Origin of the sequence: Paraburkholderia lebeckiae, from assembly GCF_050436225.1 — a bacterium.
Classification (GTDB): domain Bacteria; phylum Pseudomonadota; class Gammaproteobacteria; order Burkholderiales; family Burkholderiaceae; genus Paraburkholderia; species Paraburkholderia tuberum.
Map to the genome: position 1 here is coordinate 1,510,597 of NZ_JBNDLU010000002.1, position 19,326 is coordinate 1,529,922.

A 19,326-nucleotide genomic window follows, 5' to 3' on the forward strand; every position below is an offset into this window, starting at 1 on the left:
CGGTGCAAGCCTCATCGTCGAACCAGGGGGATGTGATACTTACGGTCGCTTTATTGAGTGACCCGCACTTTTATGCCGGTACTGGCACCGGCGAACCAAACCCCTCATGGCTCCAGGTGGTCAGCACCGAAGGCCCGAAGTTCAAGCGTCGTGATAACCCGTGGGCCTCGCTGCTGGCGCTTGTGAAGAATCATGGTCTGACAGCAGATGTTTTGCTTTGTCCAGGCGACATCACGACGTATGCGGATCCTGTCGGTCTGAATGTGGCGTGGAAATGTCTGGTCACACTCGGTGATGAACTAAAGGCATCGTTGACAGCGTCTGCGACGGGCAACCACGATGTCACGTCCCGAGCACCTGGCTCCGGGAAAAACGTGGTGCGAGATCTCAATGACGCGGCGGATCTTTTCGAGAACCTGAAACAGCTTGAACCGGCATATCCGGTTCACATCTCGACGATTCCGCCCGCGCAGGCTCACGAGCGTCGAGTTCACTACTTCGGGGCTGACTACGTGCTCGTCGACAACGACCCTCGCTATCGCCTTGTTGTGTTTAACAGCTGCGCGCGCCATAACGCGGTGCCCGTGGAGTATGAGCGGGGACGCATTGCGGAAAGCGCTCTGTCGTGGCTTGATGACGCCCTGGAGAGCTCCGATGGAGCGCAGTCGAAAATGAACCTCTTTGTCTGTCACCATCATCCCATCCAGCATGAAGACCATCACCTTGGTAGCTACGATTTCATGCAGAACGGGCAGCGCCTGCTCGATACACTCTCGAAGCATGGAGACTGGATAGTATTCCATGGTCACAAGCATCACGGGAAGCTTACGTACGCACCTGGCGGGGCTTCACCGCCTGTGGTGTTTGCTGCCAGTAGCTTCGGTGCGGTTGTTGACGATGCATCGTTACGGCTGCGCAACCAGTTTTACCTGATCGACATCGTTCTTCCGTCCGGTGGCGGCTCCCCGCTGGGCACGGTTCGAGCTTGGAACTGGTATCTGGGAAGTGGTTGGAAGCAGTCGGACAGTACGCTCGATGGCATTTACACGGGCTGCGGTTTCGGTGAGCGGGGCCATCCAGACAAACTGGCTGATGCAATAGCGGCAATGATTCCGGCGCCCACGCCGTGGGCAAACATTATTGCGAACGTGCCCTGGCTGCGTCATGTGACGCCACGCGATATGAAGTCGATTGAGCGAAGCCTGCTAAGACGCCATAACATTGTCATCACGAGCAACGTTGACGGGAAGTATGAAGAAGCTGGGCGAAAGCGATCATGACTATCTCATTTCTTGAAGCATTCAACGCAAAAGATTTGCGTCTTAACGAAATGGTCGGTTCGTTCGTTCCGTCCGACGAATTTTGGGAAATCGCAGGCAACTGGAATGCGCTGGTCGTGGGACCTCGTGGTAGCGGTAAGACCACATATCTGAGGATGTTGTCTCTTGAAGCGGTTCGCAGTTGGCGTCACGAACGGGCCGACTCTTTGCGATCGGCGGTCGGATACACTGGCATCTATGTTCCAGCGGATATCGCCTGGGGCGCAATGGTCGAAAGCCTCGGCGGTGGACGCCTGAGTGATGAATGTTTTGAGGCGGTTACGACCGCCGCTTTTTGCACCAATGTTCTGCAGTCTGCCGCGGCGACAATGTCCTGTGCGGTGAGTGGCGAAGATTGTCACGGCTCAATCTCAATCCCGGGGCCAATCCTGGAGTCGGTGGTTGTCGAGATTGCGAAAGCCTGGAAACTCGACGTCGAAATTGCTTCAATGGGCAGCCTGGAGACTGCGCTTGCATTCCGGATGCTTGACATTCACTCAGGGGCCCTTGAGCTGGCTGCGAAACCTGGTCTCACGCTATCCGACGTCTATGCGCGCCTTCCGTATGCAACGCTGCCATTTGACGTGGCTTTGACTGTCGGTCTTTCAATCATCGACCGGGCAGCGAAGCGCATCGATCATAAGTGGGCACTGCTGCTTGACGAATTCGAGATTGCCCACCCTTCGCTACAGCGACGGGTGCTGGGCAGTTTGCGTTCAGCCAACCGGAAATTGCTCTACAAGGTGGCCCTGGCCCCTTGTGGACCGCATACTTCCGAGAGCCTTGATACGCTCGGCCCACCGAGCCACAAGAACGACTACAAGCAAACCAACCTGTGGCATTCGGAGAAAGTCTCTGCGCTGCGTTTTTGCGATCAACTGTTTCACTCCCGGGTGGGGCATCACAAGCCATTGGCAGGGAAGACGCCGACGCAGGTCTTCGGCAGAACATGGGAAGGAGACTCTGATGAGCAAGGCAATGGAGCCCGTGCGAGCGACCGGTTAGACAAACTTAGTCAGGATTTCCTGGAACTGAGGTCGAAGGATCAGTCATTCGCGCGGTTCCTTGATGAAAAGCATCTCGATGCAGCGTCCCCGGACACATCCTTGTCGCTGGTTCGAAAAATTGCTCCACTGGTTGCGTTTCGAAATGCTTTCCGCGGTGCCGTGCTCAGTCGAAAGGGCCGTAAAAAACTCCTGAGCGTCTACACGGGATGGGAGGCACTTGCGTCGATAAGTGAAGGCAACCCCCGCTGGTTCATCGGGATGGTCAACATGATTATCTCGCGCACTCGGGAAACGGATCCATTGCCAATCGATCGCTCTGTTCAGCATCACGCGATCGAGCAAGCGTCCGAGGCGTTCTCTGCCATGTTACAAACGGCAGCGACGGAGCAGGCGATGGGGATCACGACAACAAAGTCGGTGTATGAACTGCTGTCCACGATAGGGTCATATTTCAATCGCCGACTGGTAGAGGATGACTTTATTGAAGAAATACCCTTGTCATTCGAGGTCTCGCACATTGATGGGGAAATTGAGAAGGCGTTGAGAATCGCTATCAACCTTGGAGCTGTTGTGAGTTTGTCTGACCCGGACGAGATGGGAGGTTTCCGTACGCTGGAAGGCAAGAGGTTCCGGCTTGCCTACCTGCTGGCGCCAGAATTTCGGCTACCCCTTCGATCGACGAAAAGCGTTTCGCTTTCGACCATCCTGTCTGACGCCACCGCTTCCAGGCGAAGCGGAAGGAGAGCAGACGCAATCGACGCACGCCATCGACAGGGAGCGCTGTTTTGATCAAGCACCTTATACCGGTAGCTGCGCAGGCGTTTGATCCGTCGGACGTGGCTGACAATGCCGCCTCATTTGATATGGTAGTTTGCGCGGTGAGCGGAGAGAGTCGCGCGTTGAAAGTGCCGGGTTTGATCAAAGCCTCATGTGGACGGAAAATCGCAATCCGTGTCCAGACTCACGACCGTCCGTCGCCTCGCGCTTCGAGCGTTTACGAGCGAGCAGGGTTTGAGTACTTCATCTATGATGAGAGCGCTTTCCGAAGCCTTCTCGAAGCATGCAGCGCGGAAGGCACTACAGAAGGCAGCAATAGAGGGCAGGAGCCCTTCCGGATTCTGGTGGACGTAAGCTGTCTGCCGCGGCGGATTGTGGCAAGTATGTTTGCGGCACTGGCGAGCCAGGGGCTATGGTCCGAGGTGGATCTGTGGTTGATCTATAACCCGGCCCGTTATGTTCCGCCGGCGACCGGCTCACTCGAACCCAATCGTCGTGTCGCGCCGGTACATCCCGTTTTTGCGGGGTGGATCTCGCGGGCTGGATTGCCTGTACGGACAGTTGTCGGACTTGGATATGAGCGGGGAAAGGCACTGGGGGCGGTGGAGTATATCCAGTCCTCGGACTATGTATTGTTTATTCCCGAATCTCCTGAGAAGCGATACAGAGCCAAGGTCGAGCAGCACAATCGCCAACTGATACGTGCGGCCAGCGACGCACAGGTCTTCGATTATGATGTTTTACAGCCGGTTGAGACTTTCCAGATGCTCGGCGGTCTGGTGGCCGGCATGAAGGGGCAATACAAGCCGGTGCTATTGCCATTTGGCCCAAAAATCCTTTTCGCAGTGTCGCTGCTTGTAGCGCTCGTTCATCGTGAGGTATCGGTCTGGCACGTCAGCGGCGAGGAACTTGAACAACCTGTTGAGCGTCCCGGATCGTCGTATTTCGCCACAATAAGGGTACGGCTTTCGGCTGGAAGAACTAATCTGAACGAGGTTGCATTTTGACGCTGAAGCCTTGCAGTCCATTGTGCGAGGCGCATGTGTTTCTCTTCTGAGGTGATTGCATAACGATAGTACTGCTACCAGATTGACATCCTTGTGTTTCGTCAAGCAAAGCGCGGGCATTTTGGCGACTAAGAGGAATGAAATGAACGCGTCCCACCCCGTGACCGAGTGAGCAAATCAAGGTGGATCCTCACCGGCCAACGGCATCGATGTACGCACGTGGAAAATAGGAAGTTTCCCAAGGCAACCGGAGGATCCAGTCGTGAATCGTACAGCAGTCGGCGTGGACATCGCGAAAAACGTGTTCCAGGTGCATTACATCGATCAGGAAACCGGCGAGATCGTGAACAAGCCGATCAAGCGGGCAAAGTTCCTTGAACATTTCGCGAACCGTGCGCCGTGCCTGATCGGGATAGAAGCGTGTGGTGGTGCGCACCACTGGGCCCGGCAACTGACGAAGATGGGCCACGAGGTGAAGCTGATGCCGGGGGAGTTTGTGAAAGCGTTCAATGTCCGCAACAAGAGCGATGCGGCGGACGCCCGGGCGATCTGGCTGGCAGTACAGCAGCCAGGCAAGCCGGTAGCGGTAAAAACTGAGATGCAGCAGGCGATGCTTGGGCTGCACCGGATGAGGCAGCAACTGCTCAAGTTCCGAACGATGCAGACCAATAGCCTGCGAGGACTGCTGACGGAATACGGCGAGGTGATGAGCAAGGGGCGAAGCAAGCTGGACAAGGAGATACCAGTGGTGCTCGAACGGCTCGCTGAGCGTCTGCCTGCTGTGATCATTGACACGTTTCGCGAGCAGTGGAACGGACTGGCGAAGCTGGACGAACAGGTAGCGCAGATTGAGCGCCGCATGCGCGAGTGGAAGAAGGAAGACAAATCGGTAAAGGCAATCGGCGAGATTCCCGGCGTCGGACTGCTGACGGCAACGGCGGCAGTCGCGATGATGGGCGATCCGAAAGCGTTCAGTTCGGGGCGGGAGTTTGCCGCGTGGGTTGGGATCGTACCGAGGCAGACGGGTTCGGGCGGCAAGGTGAATCTGCACGGGATCAGCAAGAGGGGTGACACGTATCTGCGCACACTGCTGATCCACGGTGCGCGTAGCGTCCTTGAGCACGCAAAGGAGCCGGGTGAGTGGGTCGAGCAGATGAAGAAGCGGCGGCCAAAGAATGTCGTGGTCGTCGCACTGGCCAACAAGATGGCGCGAACGATCTGGGCCGTACTGGCCCATAACCGGCCATACCGGAAGGACTATGTCAGCGTGAATCCGGCCTGAATGGCTCACGCGATGTAGAAGATCAACGTTTGACACAGGGTGAACGTCGAAAGGTTGCGCAGCAAACGAGTGTGATGACAAGCCAGGTAGGACCGGGGCCCGCCAAGCCTGAATCATTTCCAGAGCTTCGAGCTCGTTTGAGGAGTGAGGCGCGGGCCAGCGGATTTCATAGGGGGCCGTAGCCTATTGGGCTGCAACAAGCCCGGATATAGAGCAGCAGCCCATCCTGTCTGTCACACAAGCGAGAACTAGCGCAAAGGGACGCGTTCATATAGAAATGATGGCTATGCTAGAAAACATACAAGCAAAGATTGCGCCATTGCAGTCGGAGGCTGATGCGCTCAGGAAGTGATCGCTGGCAGCTATAGGAGAGATCCAGGAGTTGTTGGAAAGGCATGACGTCACGTTGGCAGACCTCGAATTCCAAATAGGCGGCGCGAGAGGCGGCCGACGACCCAGCAAAGTCGGCGGCGGTGAACAACCCGGCAGTGCAAAGTATGTTGATCCCAAAAGCGAGGCCACGTGGACAGGTCGAGGTCGTGCGCCGACCTGGATTGCCAGCGAAGGATCGAGGAAGGTTTCTTGTTAGCGGCAGCGTGCAGTATCCGGCGACCAAACGCGAGAGCGGCAAGCGAGTGAGCAACTACATTCGCGGTCCGCAGTCGACAAAATATCCTGATCCGAAAACGGGTGCTACCTGGCGCGGACGTGGCCGTGCACCTGCATGGCTTGCGGACGTGAGGGACCGTAGTGTATTCCTGACCGGTTGCAACGTTAGCGCATCAAAAACGGCGAATTCCGCGAAAAGAGCGGCTGCGAGATAGTTCGCAAGCAGCGGCCACGCTCCGATGGCGAGGCCTGAGCAGGCAATGCAGCGTGATTGTAAATTGCCCGACGCAGGTCCGTAGGTCGTGCGAATTGGGGGCGGTCGCCTTCAGCGGGCTTGAAGTCGCGGGATCTCATTGCGCATTAGTCCCCGACCTGAACCAGTTCCAAGGGCTGTAGGCGGCTCTTCTTCAGGAATTCGGCGACGACTTTCGGGATCACGCCCAATATTTTTTGGGGAGACGTCGCGACTACGCCGACCTTGGGCGTTGGCGTGTCGGCGTTGGCGCGGAGCCTTCGCGTACATCCTAGTATCTGCGGCAATTAATTGGCCGCGTTGAAGGTAGCAGCATCAACGGGCTTTAATTGGACCGCGTTGGAAAGCGCCTGACGGTACCGACGACGGTATCACCTTACAAAAGTCGTTTTTAGACAACCCATCTCCATGATAATTTGCAGAAGGCGCATTGATCCTCCGTCGTGATTCAAAGAGAACCGCTTAGTGCTGGCAGGATTTTTCGGTATCACTAACGGTATCGTCGCTACCCAACCGGACGGAAAGCCCGTCTACACAAGGAGCCCGGGCACCGGTTGACAATCGAGTGGGAATGAGGGTAAAAATATCTCAATTAAATCAATGGCTTACGAGGCTTGTTCGGATTGTCTATCAGAGTGCAACGTTGCTTCTAAGTATTTGATTTTTAATGAGTATCTTCACCATTCCGTAGAAAGCTGGACGTATTTGACGGTATCAAAGACGGTACAAGTGTCGGTAAACCGGACGGTATGGTTCCGTTCGAAATCCGGGTTTCAATTGTTACCGTCAATGCGATTCCGGGCATGACGGTAAGGTTTTCCCCGAAAAGCTAGACTCCGCGTGGGTTTGCGGGCGTCTGTAGGTCTTGTGGTTGGTGACGGTAAAAAGTCGTCCCAACCACGAGCACGACCCACGATGCTCACCGAATTCGCGCTTCGCAACCTCAAGCCCCGTACAACTCTGTACAAGATTGCCGACCAGCCTTTCTGAGCGTCATTCGTCAGCTTCGGAACTACATACCTGGGCTTCATGAAGCCGGGTTTCGGTCGTGCGCAAGCTCGTACACGGACAGCAATTTCAGCTGTCCACGGCACGTGTACCGACGTATATTTTGGACAATTCTGTAGTGGCGGAAAGTTGGCCAGGTGAAGAAAAGCCGCACCCTGCGGCTTTTCTGCGCACTCGTCATGCCAATCGGAGCATGAGTGTGAGGGGGCGAACCGGAGAAGGTGTGAACCCGTACGACTCATAGAAAGCCGCTGCGTGTGCGTCAGTCGCATGCACAAGCATCGCACGTACGCCAAGATCTTTTGCGATCGAGCTAGCGCGATTGAGCGCATCCTTCAAAAGGGCAGCGCAGAGTTGGACGCCTTTTGTATTTACGTCTCGTGCTAGCCGGCCAAGCACAACCACCGGAATTGGATTCGGCATATTTCGAAGAACGTTGCCGGTTGCATCGACATGGGCAACGGCTCCAGCCGCGAGGGCATAGTAGCCGTAGACGCGGCCGGTATCATCGGTCGTTACTAATACACGGCTTGCCCCACTGTTGTGGTTAATCAGGGCGCGCCGCTTCAGCCAGTCGTCAAGCTCCAGCCTTCCGCAGGAAAAGCTGGCAACGTCGTGCTCGGCCAGCAGCGGCTGCGGAGCAGAAAGCTTCCGATTCATTCGCTGTTTTCATTCCAAGGGGTTTTCACGTCCATAAGACGTGCAAGATCCGCGTTTGCGACTTTCGGCGCGTCTGGCAATTCGGTGAACTGCTTAAATTTTTCCGAATCAAGCCCAAAGAAAGTGCGATCCAGGACGACGGTCTGAGCGCGCTCGCAAGCGGCCTCCAACATAAAGTCAGAGCGGTTTTTGCCAAGCAGGCTCGCTGCGTAATCGATCAGATCACGTTGCTTTGGCAAGGCGCGAAGATTAATAGGTGCGTCGCGCATGATGCACTCCATACTGTATATACGATAGATATACGTGTGATAGAGCAATGTATATCTGATCAATACGCGCCGTAGCAGAATCAGTCAAGTTTCAGCCTGGCGACTGGATCGAGAAGTGCCTGGCGCACGTGGACGGACGTTCGATCTACAACAAGGTAGAGTACGCCGAGCAGCGGCGCCACATGCTGCATGAGTGGGCCAACATGGTCGATGCCTGGATCGACGGGTAGAGCTACGTGCCGAAACTATTGCCCGAGACTGTGGTAGTGCCGGTGCTGAGTGCCACCTTGTGTGTCGAATCTGCGGGCGATGGAGGACGAGGCCCGGGATATACTGTGTGTCCTCTTTTTACCGAGCCGGTGGGCAATCAAGGACGCCTTACGGACTCGATCCGGGGGGCGGATTCAGCCGTTGGCGGATTGACTGGATCTGCCCGCGTGGGAGGCAATCCGAGACCCGCTGGACTTCGCATTGTTGGAGCGGGTCGGTCGCGCAAATATCACGTCAAGTCATGACTAGCAAACACTCTTCCACCAAGTCACGTCGATCCTCGAAGCTTTCCCGCCTCCACGCCCCCGATCACATGTCGCCCGCCGACTGGCAGCGCGCCTTGCGTCGGCAATTCGGGCAAGAGCAAGCGTTCTCGCTGGAGAATCTCGGGACGGAGACGTATTTCTCCGAATTCCGCGTCGGCAATCCGGAGTCGAACTTCAGCTATCGCGTGTCGATTCGTGGGACCTGCCCGGGCGACAACTTTTGCGACTGTCCCGATTACGCCACCAACGAACTCGGCACCTGCAAGCACATTGAATTTACCTTGTCGCGACTGCTGCGCAAGCGAGGCGCAAAGGCGGCCTTCGCCCGTGGTTATCAGCCCGCATTCTCGGAGCTGTATTTGCGAAACGAGGGAGGCAGAGCGGTCCATTTTCGCGCCGGCGCGGATTGTCCGGCAAAGGTAGCCAAAGCGGCCGCCGCTTTGTTCGACGAGTCTCGGCGATGGCATCTGCCGGAGGACCGTTTCGAAGATCTCGGGCGCTTTCTCTCCAGGGTGGCGAAGGCCGGGCACGAATTGCGCGCCCATGACGACGCGCTCGATTTCATCGCCGGCCGAAACGATGCGGCGCGCCGTGCCAGGATGCTCGACGGGCAGTTTCCGCAAGGAGGGGCGACGCCCTCGCTGAAGAAGCTGCTCAAGGTGCCGCTCTATCCGTACCAGGCCGAAGGCGCATTGTTCGCCGTGCGTGCCGGGCGCGCCTTGATCGGCGACGAAATGGGCCTCGGCAAGACGGTGCAGGCCGTCGCGGCGGCGGAAATCCTGATCCGGCATTTTGGCGTGTCGAAAGTGCTGGTGATTTGCCCGACTTCGCTCAAGTATCAGTGGCAGAGCGAGATCACGCGGTTTTCCGGCCACGCTTCGAGGGTAGTCGCGGGCGGCCTTGCCCAGAGGCGGGGCGAATATGCGGCCCAGGATCTCTACAAGATCACCAACTATGAGAAGCTGAAATCGGACCTTGACATGATTTCCGCGTGGGCGCCGGAGCTGGTCATCGTCGACGAGGCGCAGCGCATCAAGAACTGGAACACCATTGCGGCGAAGGCTCTCAAGCGAATCGACAGCCCCTATGCCGTCGTGCTGACGGGAACGCCTCTCGAAAACAAGCTGGAGGAACTCGTTTCCATCGTTCAATTCGTCGACCAGCACCGACTCGGGCCCACGTGGAAGCTGCTGCACGAACATCAGGTCAAGGACGAGGCGGGACGCGTGACGGGATACACGGGCCTCGAAAAGATCAGCCAGACCCTGGCACCGATCATGATACGGCGTCGCAAGTCCGAGGTGCTGCTGCAGTTGCCCGGGCGCACCGACCAGAATCTGCTGGTGCCCATGACCGAGCTGCAGATGGCGTATCACACGGAAAACGCGGACATCGTGGCCAAAATCGTCCGGCGCTGGCGTAACACCAGGTTTCTGTCGGATCAGGACCAGCGGCGCCTCACCTGTGCTTTGCAGAACATGCGCATGTCGTGCAACAGCACCTATCTGCTGGACCAGGAAACCGATCATGGCGTGAAGGCCGACGAGCTGGCGACGTTGTTCGAGTCGCTTTTCACGCAGCCGGACGAGAAAGTCGTGGTGTTCAGTCAATGGACGCGCACGCATGAGATAGTCATTCGCCGGCTCAAGAAGCTCGGCATCGGCTACGTCAGCTTCCATGGCGGCGTGCCGTCGGAAAATCGGCCCGCACTGGTGCAGCGCTTTCGGGACGATTCGGACTGTCGGGTATTTCTGTCGACGGACGCAGGTAGCACGGGGCTCAACCTCCAGCACGCGTCGACGCTCGTGAACATGGATCTGCCGTGGAACCCGGCGGTGCTGGAACAGCGCATCGCGCGCGTCTATCGGTTGGGCCAGAAAAAGCCGGTACAAGTCGTCAATTACATCGCGAAGGGAACGATCGAGGAGGGCATGCTGTCGGTGCTGGCTTTCAAGCGCTCGCTGGCGGAAGGCATCCTCGATGGCGGCGCCAGCGAAATTCTGCTCGGTGGTTCGCGCCTGACCCGCTTCATGAAGGATGTCGAAAACGTCGCGGGGCGCATGGGAGAGAGCGAGGTCATGGCCGCGGCGGAGGAAGCCGCGAGCGGCGCAGTCGTGTCCGGCGACGCGGCGCGTGACGCGAGCGTCGTGGAAACCGACCTCGCCGGTACCGGAGAGCAGCCTCAAGCTTCGACCATCGATACAGCGCAACGAGGCGCGTCCTTCGAACCGTGGTCAGGGTTGCTGCAGTTCGGCGCGGCGCTGGCGTCGGCGTTGAATGAGCCGGGCGATGGCGCGGTTGCCGCACACCCGTGGGTCGAGCGCGATGCCGTGACGGGCGCGCGAAGTCTCAGGTTGCCGCTGCCATCTCCCGAGACGGCAAGACGACTGGCTGAGGTGCTGTCGACGATCTCGGATGCTCTGCTGCGCAACGGCAGCGCAAACTAAAGTCGCTGAACGTGGGAGTTGGGGCAGGCATCTTCGAGGCGGCCTGCTTCGAGTCGTATTCGAGTTGTACCTGACGGTGAGATGGGGAAGTTCTAAGCGCAAGCCCGCTCTTCGAGCGCCGCCCTGACCCACCCGAATCCCACGCGCTCTTGCTCGAGCCGCAATCCATGGCGAATCCGGTTGTCGCGGAGGTCATCGAAGAGTTCCCGCTCTTCGGCAGTGAGCCGCGGCAGATCGCGGGTGACCTGATCGCCTTCTTCTCCCCAGAACGCTTCATGCGCCACCAGCGTCGCGCGGTCCATCAAGAACGATCCAACATGCGGGAACCGGCTGCGCAATTGATCGAGAATGGCGAAGCCGTGCGTGTCGATGTCGCCCCAGTAGTGGAGCGCACAGTCCGTGAGCCATCGCGCCGGCTCGAGAGCTTCCCAACCGTAGCCCGCCCCGAAGAGCACGATCGACTGCGGAACGTCGGGAAACGCCAAAAAATTTATCTCGTTTTCCGTAATGAACACGTGGCGGCATGGCAGTGTGAGGCGCGCGAAGCTGTCCGCGTCGAGTGCGATGTCGGGCCGGCCCATGCCGGGCAGAACGGCGAGCCTGTCATCGAGCGCGCGAAATCGAATCCGAGGCGGCTTCTCGCGGAACCCGTAGCGAGCAGCGAATTGGGCGGCGGCTGTCCGGCTGCTGTCGATTGACTCCGACGGCAGCACGAGATCGAGCCATTGGGCGAGGACGCCGCGCCGCGCCTCGATGAATTTCGTGTCGACGTTGGCGATTTCGGCTTGGCGAAGATATACGCCCGGCTGCGGATGTGCTTGCAGCCAATCGACGACTGCCAGCAGTCGTTCCCAATCGCCTGCGAATTCGAGTGCTTGCAACGGGCGCTGCGCAAGCCACGTGGTGAGCTTCGGCTGGCGGGAGCGTGTGATTTCGAGCAGCCGCTCGAACTGCGCTGCGTCGCGGCGCTTGCCGGCGACCGCGAGCGCATCGTCCAGACTGTCCACCCAAGCTGCTTGTGGCAAACGCTGCAGGCCGAGAATTCGATGATTGATTTCTCGCCATTCGATGCGTACGCGCGGTGTCGCGGCAATCTCCGCGATCCATGCGCGTACCGCGTCGAAGCGTTCGGCCAATTCGGACGAGCTCGGGCCTTTTATCGTTAGACGTAGCGGGAACAGCCCCTCGGTGCCGTCTACGAGGCTCCGCAGCCATTCGCCACGCTCCCATAGGCGCTGGAGGCGAACGCGCAGTTCGGCGGTCGTCGTCCAATTCATCGCTCGAACTCCGCCTTGCGCGCGCGGTACTCCTCGATCGACAGGTTGCGCAGCTTCGAGGCGCGTCCGCCCTCGTTCTGAACGAATCCGACGCTCGAAACGAACGGCTCGATGATGTGAATCTTCTGCAGCGGCGTGACGATCAGCAGTTGCAGGTTCAGTTTTTGAAACAAGGTGAGACCGTATTGCGCCGATTCGTCGGAGCCTCGTCCAAACGCCTCGTCGATGACGACGAAGCGGAACGATCGAGAACGCACGGCGCCCCATTCGAGGCCGAACTGATAGGCGAGACTCGCGGCAAGGATCGTATAGGCGAGCTTTTCCTTCTGGCCGCCCGATTTACCGCCCGAGTCCGAATAGTGCTCGTATTCGCTGTCGTCCTCACGCCAACGCTCGCTGGCGGCGAACAGAAACCAGTTGCGCACGTCGGTCACTTTGGCGCGCCAGCGCCGGTCCTGCTCGGTCAACCCTTCGCGGCCGCGGAACCGGTCAATGATCCGTTTGACTTGCAGGAACTTGGTCTCCGAGTATTGGCTATCGTCCGAGCCGGTGAGTTCGCCCTCGGTGCAAGCACGCAGGTCGCTCTGGAATTCGCGGATCTCCGCGTCGGGGCTGGACTGACTCTCGAGGACGATGTATCGGCCCGCGTTGTAGTCGATTTGTCGCAACGATTCGTTGATGCGTTCGATACGTTCCTTGATCGTTTGCCGTTCGCGGGCGAGCTGGCCGTGGAAGTTGGCGATCTCGTTGATCGTATTGACGTTGAGCAGCTCTTTGAAACGCGCTTCGAAGCGCGGCAGATCGTCCGCTTGCAGCCGCGCGAGCATGTCACGGTACTCTGAGGTCGCGTCGAGGCTCGCATCGAAGTCGGCCGTTTCGAGCTTGTAGGCATCCTTGAAGGCCGCCATGGCCTTGACGATTTTTTCGGCAAGGCGGCCGAGCGACTTCGTTTCGTTGTCGATACGGGTCGTCAACGCCTCTCGCACGTCCCGCTCGCGGTTGTCGCATGACTCGACGGAAAGCTGGTGTTCGCCGAGAATCTCCGCTCGCAGCGCCTCGATTCGCTCGGCAAGTTCGGCATTCACTTCCGCAACGAGCGCGTGCGTCTCGTCGCGCAACGTTTGCGCTGCCTCCCGCCTGGCCAGGATACCGCCCAGTTCCGAGTCGGTTTCCGAGATCGCCGCTTCACTCTCTGTCAACGACGCTTGCGCCGAGTCCAATTGGGCCGTTAGCTCCGCGAGGGCGTCGCTTGCCGCTTCGAGGCGGGCTTTTTCGTCTGCCAGACGTGCGATCGCGGTCGCGCCGCTTCCCCAGTCGATGTCGCGGAAGTCGACGAACTCGCCGATGCGCGCAAGCGCTTCGAGCTGCTCGCGCACCTTCGCGTGCTCGCTTTGAGCTTCTCCAAGCTTCTGTCCGATCTCGCCAAGCCGAACCTCGAGCGCTCGCCGTTGTGCTTCGAGGGCGGCAATTTTGGCCGTGTTGCTCCAACCCAGCACGTAGCGGCTGCGATCGTCAAGCGCGCGGCGGTCGTCTTTTTCGTGGCGCTCGCCAAGCGCTTTCGCCTGGCCCGCACGCGTGATCGCGCGCATCTCGCGCCGAAACTGCTCCTGCGTATCGCAGCATGCATAGTCGAACCGGCGGCCGATTTCGCGCTCGAGCCAGCCATAGAACAGCGAATCGGGCTTGATCGCGAGTTTGTGCGCGAGCGAGTGGCGGTGTAGCTCGATGGCCTCGGCTGCACGCGCGGCGCGTTCAGAGCGCACGCGAAAGTAGACGAGCCGCCCCCGGAGATGAGTGCGATCGACCCACGCGGCGACGTTCGCATAGTGCTCGTCGGGCACGAGCAGCGACAGGCCGAAGTTGCGCAGGACGCGCTCGGCGGCGCCCTCCCAGTCGCGCGCATCCTCCTGCACCTGAATGAGTTCGCCGGCGAACGGCAGGGCGTCTTCCTCCAGACCGAGCGCCGAGCATAGGCTCGCCCGCATCGCGACTTGTTCCTTCGGGATGTTGTTACGTCGAGCTTTCAGGCTCGCGATTTCGTCCTCTAGCAGATCACGCTGCGCTTTCCCTTCGCGAAAGGCCACGCTCCATTCGGTAATCGCGTTTTGCTTTTGCGCTTCGTCGTCGACGAGCGAGCTGCGCCGCTCGGCCAGACGTTGGCGTTGCGAAGCGAATGCGGCCTCATCCGTGGCCTCGGTTTCGCCGAGCAGCGTAACGATGGTGGCATAGCGTTGCGCGCGTTCGCGGCGACGCGCGCTTTCTCGCTCGTGCTGGCGGATTTCGACCTCGAGCTGCGCGATGCGATTGCCGCCTTGTTCGGCCACGGCGCGGCGCAAATCGTCAACGCGCTGGCGCGCCTGGTCGCGCGCTTCTTCGTGCCGCGCCTTGCGTGATATTGCACGCGCGTGATCCTCGTCGAGCAATTGGAGGCGGCGCTCGATGAGGCCGAGCTTGAGCCCGGCGAAGTAGGGTTTCAGTGCTTCACGGCACGCTCGCCAGCCTTCGAGAACGTGTCCTTGCTCGCTGTGGCGATCGCAGTCGTCGACGAGCGGTGTCAGCAGTTCCACTTGGCGCTTGGCTTTCAGTACCGCCTCGTGCGCGCGATTCAGATCGTCGAAGTGAGTGATCAGTGCGTCGACGCGCGGTGCAACGTCGAACGGCTCAAGCATGTGGCTGCGTACGAAGTCGGTGAGATTGCCCACCGATTTCATCGATACCGTTTGATGGAAGAGCTCGAGCGCTTGCTCGTTTTCGATTCCGAAGCGCCGCCGGAACCAGGCGCTGTATTTCGGAAATGTGTCCTCGATTTCGGCACCCAGCCCGCGCAGCTTTTTGCGCAGCTGTGCGATGTCGGTGCCGAAGCGCGAGAAGTCAGCGGCGATCGAGAGATCGCGTTCGACACAGACGAAGAATCGCGCGGGTTGAGCGTGTGCGTCTTTCATCCAGAACACCTGCGCGAGTGTGACTGTGGCATCGTACCCGGCGTTACGAAACACGCCCAAAATCACCGAATAGCTGTTATGGTCGCGCAGGCTCACGGGCTTGGCCGTCCCCGTGACCTCGTTGCGCTCCGACTTGTAGTAGCCAAGCACATACGAGCGTAACGTACGTTCCTTGCTGTCCGCGCCTGCCGCCTTGTTGTAGGCGATGCGCTGCGCGGGCACGAGGAGGGTGGTGATGGCGTCGACTAGCGTCGACTTGCCGGAGCCGATGTCTCCTGTCAGCAGGCCGTTGCGGCCATCGACCCGCAGCACCCAGACTCGTTCGTCGAAGGTTCCCCAATTGAAAACCTCGAGCCGCTCGAGGCGAAAGCCCGTCAGGGCGTCGTCGATGGCAAAATCGAGGCCGAGCGTGCGCGGCTCATTCATCGCGGCTCTCCTGTCGGTCAGAAACCGTCGAATCTTGAAGGTGGTGCGCCCGATAGCTCGCGAGCCGGGCGTCGAAATCGAGCAGCCATTGCGCATCGACGAACGCCTTGAGAATGCGCCGCACCTCGAATGTGGGCGGTCCGCTCGTGGTCTTCATCCGGCGTAGGAAGCCGAGCTCGACGATCTTGTTCACGTGTGTATCGATTTGATCGACCAGGCGCGCCTCGTTGGTGCTCGCGGGAAGGAATACGCGCACGAGCTCGACGATGTCCTCGCGCGCAAGGACGAGCCGTGTGTCGCCGCCGCCAGCATCCCATTCCGCCAGCTTCTTTCGCAGCAGCGCGAGCAGCAGGCTCACGGGGAACGAGAGTGGACGCCGGGCAACGAGCCGGGGTAGCTTAGCCTGTTCCCCATCGACTTCAGCGTCATGCGCGGCGCGGCTTTTTACGAAGGCGTAGCCTTCCGCCTCGTCCACGACGAGCTCGAGGCCAAGCACGGCGACGTAGTCGCGCGCGTGCGTCTGCAATTCGAGCAGTGCGGCCCAGAGGTGCTCGTTTCCATCACGATAAACCACGCCCTTGAGCAGCGCGATGGCAACTGTCGACAAATCACCTCGACCAGGCGACGAGGCTTGCTGTTCTTCCGTCATCTCTACCTTGTGAAAATCACACGCGGCATCGTCGTGCGCTTAATGATTGGTGTTCCGTTGGCGTCGTTCGCCTGCCACTCGATCGTATCGGAAATGGTCTCATCGACGGTCGCGCGAAACGATCCAGCTTCGGCGCTCAGTTGCAAATAGGCGACGAGCTCGGCGAGCCCATGCTCGAGAGGCTGCGAAGCGGTCAATTCGGCAAGCGTCACTTGCGGCCGATCTTGCAGGCATCGGCGGATATGGCCTGCGAGGCGCGCGCGATCGACGACGATCTGCGTGTAGAGTGCCGAGGCATCGAGGTTCGCCTCACCGGTTTCGATAGAGACGTTGGCAATGAGAGGGCGCAGCGCCGGCGCGCAAAGCGGGCGTTCCATCGGCAGCTCGATGTCAGTGGATGCGGTCTCGATCTCCATGACGGAGCCTGGTGGGGGCGCTTCGCGCAGCGCAAGCGCTTTCGTTTCGATACCGCGCAGAATGTCCATGATGCGGCGGTTTTCGAGCCACGCTTGATCGTCGAGGAAGCGTCGAAGCTGCTGCGAGAGCTGAGCTACCGTGCGCTGCGTATGCTCGCCGGCTTCCAGCCAGTCATAGTGGACGCGCCGCGTGCGCGCGTCGGGCCTCATTTCCATGACCGCCGGCAGCGCCAGCACGCGCTCGAGCCGTTTCGAGAGCTCCTCTTGACGGCGGCTCGACATCAGGAAGTCCCAAAACGCCCGGAAGCTGCTGCCCTGGTCCGAATCGGCGATCGCGTCGCGCTCGCCCATGATTTCCTCGATGAGCGCACCCTTCGATCCTTCCCAGAGCGCGATTCGCTCGCGCACATGTCGGTCCAGCAGCCGAAAGTTTTGTTCGACTTCACGGAAATCCGTGAGCAGGTCGCGCGCCATCTGCATGAATTGCTGAAAGCGGTCCTTGAGCGCGGCATCGTCGAGCAGCCGAACGTCACCGGCCTCCACGCGGGCGATTTCTTCGTCGATCTGGCCGCGCCGCGTGTGGAGTTCGGCAAGACGCTTTTCGGGGTCCGCCTCGCTGCCTTCGCCCATCTGCCGCAGCAGCTCGAAAAGTGTCAAGAGCCTCGATTCCGTGCCGACAAAGCTGCGTTCCGTCAGCGTGCCGAGCCACGCTATCGCTTTCTCCGTGGCGGGTGTCAGGTCGAACTGCGGTTCATCGGAACCTTGGCGATAGTACTTGCGTAACCATCCCTTTTCAGGGCTGGCCCAGTCGTTCAGATACTCGAGCGCCGGCTTCGGGAAGGCGTCATCGCCGAGTTGTTCGCGCAACGCGTAAAGCTCATCTTCGAGTGCTTCGGCAAGAAGCGGAGCCGCCACCACGCGCACGTTTGGCGCGACGAACACGCGGTGCAGGAAGCTGACAGCGAGCGGCGCGTGGTCGGAGCGTAACAGGCGCCAAGCGGGATGGCGCGTGCGCAGCGCATCGAGGGTAGGGTAGTCGAGGGGCATCGGTGCGAGATGACGGGTTCGGCACCCCTGAGGAGATCGCCGATCTTTGGCTCAAAAGGCCAGTATCCTACTCCGATTGTCATCCCAATTTTGCAAGGCTCCGCTCTGGAATGAGTCTCACGGTGTTTCTGGCGGTGTACGTGGGCGCCCGCGCAGGGGTTCGCTCACGGTATCGACGACGGTATCGAATCGGCTTCAGATGCTCGGTCTTGCTGGCTTTTTTAACGGAGCGGGTGCCTGTTGTCCGATGCCGTGCAATGGACCTCGAGATGGGCGGTGCTGCTCGACGATCTGGTCGCGCGAGCGCCGCGGTAGTCGTCGCGCGCGGCGCAAGGGCGAGGTGTCGTTGCGAGAACAGAATTGCCAGCGTATCCCGGCGCATCAGGTCCTCGCTGCCGCCGCGACTCGCGTCAGAACCGAAGACCCGCAGCGCGTTGTTGCCGCGGATCGCGTCGCATTGCTCCTTCGGCAGACGCGCGGTGTTGGCGAACGCGCCGCGAATGTCGTACACCTGATGCGGCCAGTCGGTCCCGAAAAGCACGCGATCCGCGCCGACCACCGAGACGAGAAATTCGAGCGACGCCGGGCTATACGTGATGCAGTCGTAGTAGATACGGCGCAGATAATCGATCGGCTTGCGCTTCATCTTGCGACGTTGCGGGATCCCGATCTCGTTGGCTTTCTCGAAGCGGCCCGCCAGATAAGGCAACGCACCGCCCGCATGTGACGCGATGAGCTTCAGATTCGGATACTGATCGAAGAAGCCTTCAAAGATCATCCGCGTGATGGCGAGCGTCGTGTCGAACATGAAACCGACCGCCCAGCTCAGATCGAACTTCGTCATGTCCATCAGATCGACGCCGGGCGGATCGGTCGGATGCACGAGCACCGGCAACGCGCGACGGTCGATCTCGGCCCAGATCGGCGCGAACATCGGATCGGTGAGGTTGCGTCCCGCGATGTTCGCGAGCACCATCACGCCGCTCGCGCCGTTCTCGCAGGTGCGGCGCAGTTCTTCGAGCGCCGCTTCCGGATATTCCCACGGCAGCGACGTGAACCAGCGGATGCGGCCGGGATATCTGGCCTGTGCTTCGGCGATCGCGTCGTTCGATTCGCGCGCGGCGAGGCAACTGGTTGCCTGATCGCCCCAGTACACGTTTGGGCAGGTCAGCGACACGACCGAAATATCGATGCCCGATTCATCCATCTGCCGGATCCGCATGTCGAAATCGAAGTGGCCTTTTTGCGGAATCACGACCGGCGTGTTGCCGCGAAACACTTCCTGCTGACCGTCGGGGCGCGTCTGAATGTTGTACGCACCGCCGCGCTGCCGCAGCAGTTCGAGCCATTTGTGCGTGAAGATGTGCGTATGAACGTCAATGACAGGCATGCGGG

General features: G+C 59.6%; 14 protein-coding genes and 1 pseudogene. 8 read left to right on the forward strand and 7 right to left on the reverse strand.

Annotation, left to right across the window (positions count from 1 at the left end):
* Positions 1-2 precede the first annotated feature (2 nt).
* From OKW45_RS21665 to OKW45_RS21690, 6 genes are all read left to right on the forward strand, one after another.
* A complete protein-coding gene (locus OKW45_RS21665) occupies positions 3-1,280 on the forward strand; it encodes a metallophosphoesterase family protein (protein ID WP_429471005.1) in 1,278 nt (425 codons plus the stop codon).
* Positions 1,277-3,115 carry an ORC-CDC6 family AAA ATPase gene (locus OKW45_RS21670; protein ID WP_429471007.1) on the forward strand — a complete coding sequence of 613 codons (1,839 nt, stop codon included), beginning with the start codon at positions 1,277-1,279 and terminating at the stop codon, positions 3,113-3,115. Before OKW45_RS21665 ends, OKW45_RS21670 begins: the two co-directional genes overlap by 4 nt.
* Positions 3,112-4,110, forward strand: coding sequence for a hypothetical protein (locus tag OKW45_RS21675; RefSeq protein ID WP_429471008.1), 999 nt, complete (start codon positions 3,112-3,114; stop codon positions 4,108-4,110). Before OKW45_RS21670 ends, OKW45_RS21675 begins: the two co-directional genes overlap by 4 nt.
* Positions 4,111-4,372: 262 nt before the next feature.
* Positions 4,373-5,392, forward strand: a complete 1,020-nt coding sequence (locus OKW45_RS21680; protein WP_187639731.1) for an IS110 family RNA-guided transposase — start codon at positions 4,373-4,375, stop codon at positions 5,390-5,392.
* Positions 5,393-5,777: 385 nt separating this feature from the next.
* Positions 5,778-5,981 (forward strand): H-NS histone family protein, encoded by a 204-nt coding sequence (locus OKW45_RS21685; RefSeq protein ID WP_429471010.1) that lies wholly within the window; start codon positions 5,778-5,780, stop codon positions 5,979-5,981.
* The gene (locus OKW45_RS21690; protein WP_429471012.1) at positions 5,890-6,216 is read left to right on the forward strand and encodes an H-NS family nucleoid-associated regulatory protein; all 327 of its coding nucleotides are present in this window, start codon (positions 5,890-5,892) and stop codon (positions 6,214-6,216) included. The genes OKW45_RS21685 and OKW45_RS21690 overlap by 92 nt, the downstream gene beginning before the upstream one ends.
* 1,223 nt (positions 6,217-7,439) lie before the next feature.
* On the opposite strand, the gene OKW45_RS21695 is transcribed toward OKW45_RS21690, so the two are convergent.
* Both OKW45_RS21695 and OKW45_RS21700 read right to left on the reverse strand, forming a co-directional pair.
* A complete protein-coding gene (locus OKW45_RS21695) occupies positions 7,440-7,922 on the reverse strand; it encodes a GNAT family N-acetyltransferase (RefSeq protein WP_429471014.1) in 483 nt (160 codons plus the stop codon).
* A complete protein-coding gene (locus OKW45_RS21700; RefSeq protein WP_429471016.1) occupies positions 7,919-8,191 on the reverse strand; it encodes a type II toxin-antitoxin system TacA family antitoxin in 273 nt (90 codons plus the stop codon). Before OKW45_RS21700 ends, OKW45_RS21695 begins: the two co-directional genes overlap by 4 nt.
* A gap of 101 nt (positions 8,192-8,292) precedes the next feature.
* Between OKW45_RS21700 and OKW45_RS21705 the strand changes: the two are divergent.
* Both OKW45_RS21705 and OKW45_RS21710 read left to right on the forward strand, forming a co-directional pair.
* Positions 8,293-8,418 (forward strand): annotated as a pseudogene (locus tag OKW45_RS21705) (tyrosine-type recombinase/integrase); the annotation flags it as partial.
* 356 nt (positions 8,419-8,774) lie between these two features.
* On the forward strand, positions 8,775-11,174 hold the full coding sequence (locus OKW45_RS21710; protein ID WP_429471018.1) for a DEAD/DEAH box helicase: 2,400 nt from the start codon (positions 8,775-8,777) through the stop codon (positions 11,172-11,174).
* Positions 11,175-11,266: 92 nt separating this feature from the next.
* On the opposite strand, the gene OKW45_RS21715 is transcribed toward OKW45_RS21710, so the two are convergent.
* The 5 genes from OKW45_RS21715 to OKW45_RS21735 all read right to left on the reverse strand — a co-directional run bounded on the left by OKW45_RS21715 (position 11,267) and on the right by OKW45_RS21735 (position 19,321).
* Complete coding sequence (locus tag OKW45_RS21715; protein WP_429471020.1) at positions 11,267-12,451, reverse strand: Wadjet anti-phage system protein JetD domain-containing protein; 1,185 nt, start codon at positions 12,449-12,451, stop codon at positions 11,267-11,269.
* Positions 12,448-15,819, reverse strand: coding sequence for an ATP-binding protein (locus OKW45_RS21720; protein ID WP_429471022.1), 3,372 nt, complete (start codon positions 15,817-15,819; stop codon positions 12,448-12,450). Before OKW45_RS21720 ends, OKW45_RS21715 begins: the two co-directional genes overlap by 4 nt.
* Positions 15,812-16,468 carry a DUF4194 domain-containing protein gene (locus tag OKW45_RS21725; RefSeq protein ID WP_026225324.1) on the reverse strand — a complete coding sequence of 219 codons (657 nt, stop codon included), beginning with the start codon at positions 16,466-16,468 and terminating at the stop codon, positions 15,812-15,814. The genes OKW45_RS21720 and OKW45_RS21725 overlap by 8 nt, the downstream gene beginning before the upstream one ends.
* Positions 16,469-16,470: 2 nt before the next feature.
* Positions 16,471-17,931 carry a DUF3375 domain-containing protein gene (locus OKW45_RS21730; protein WP_429471024.1) on the reverse strand — a complete coding sequence of 487 codons (1,461 nt, stop codon included), beginning with the start codon at positions 17,929-17,931 and terminating at the stop codon, positions 16,471-16,473.
* 79 nt (positions 17,932-18,010) lie between these two features.
* A complete protein-coding gene (locus OKW45_RS21735) occupies positions 18,011-19,321 on the reverse strand; it encodes an amidohydrolase family protein (RefSeq protein ID WP_429471026.1) in 1,311 nt (436 codons plus the stop codon).
* Positions 19,322-19,326 lie beyond the last annotated feature (5 nt).

Bases quoted from the DNA above. Each gene is read 5' to 3' on its own strand.
- OKW45_RS21695 (WP_429471014.1), bottom strand. From the start codon at position 7,922: ATGAATCGGAAGCTTTCTGCTCCGCAGCCGCTGCTGGCCGAGCACGAC.
- OKW45_RS21690 (WP_429471012.1), top strand. From the start codon at position 5,890: ATGTTGATCCCAAAAGCGAGGCCACGTGGACAGGTCGAGGTCGTGCGC.
- OKW45_RS21710 (WP_429471018.1), top strand. From the start codon at position 8,775: ATGTCGCCCGCCGACTGGCAGCGCGCCTTGCGTCGGCAATTCGGGCAA.
- OKW45_RS21670 (WP_429471007.1), top strand. From the start codon at position 1,277: ATGACTATCTCATTTCTTGAAGCATTCAACGCAAAAGATTTGCGTCTT.
- OKW45_RS21715 (WP_429471020.1), bottom strand. From the start codon at position 12,451: ATGAATTGGACGACGACCGCCGAACTGCGCGTTCGCCTCCAGCGCCTA.
- OKW45_RS21700 (WP_429471016.1), bottom strand. From the start codon at position 8,191: ATGCGCGACGCACCTATTAATCTTCGCGCCTTGCCAAAGCAACGTGAT.
- OKW45_RS21720 (WP_429471022.1), bottom strand. From the start codon at position 15,819: ATGAATGAGCCGCGCACGCTCGGCCTCGATTTTGCCATCGACGACGCC.
- OKW45_RS21725 (WP_026225324.1), bottom strand. From the start codon at position 16,468: ATGACGGAAGAACAGCAAGCCTCGTCGCCTGGTCGAGGTGATTTGTCG.
- OKW45_RS21735 (WP_429471026.1), bottom strand. From the start codon at position 19,321: ATGCCTGTCATTGACGTTCATACGCACATCTTCACGCACAAATGGCTC.
- OKW45_RS21730 (WP_429471024.1), bottom strand. From the start codon at position 17,931: ATGCCCCTCGACTACCCTACCCTCGATGCGCTGCGCACGCGCCATCCC.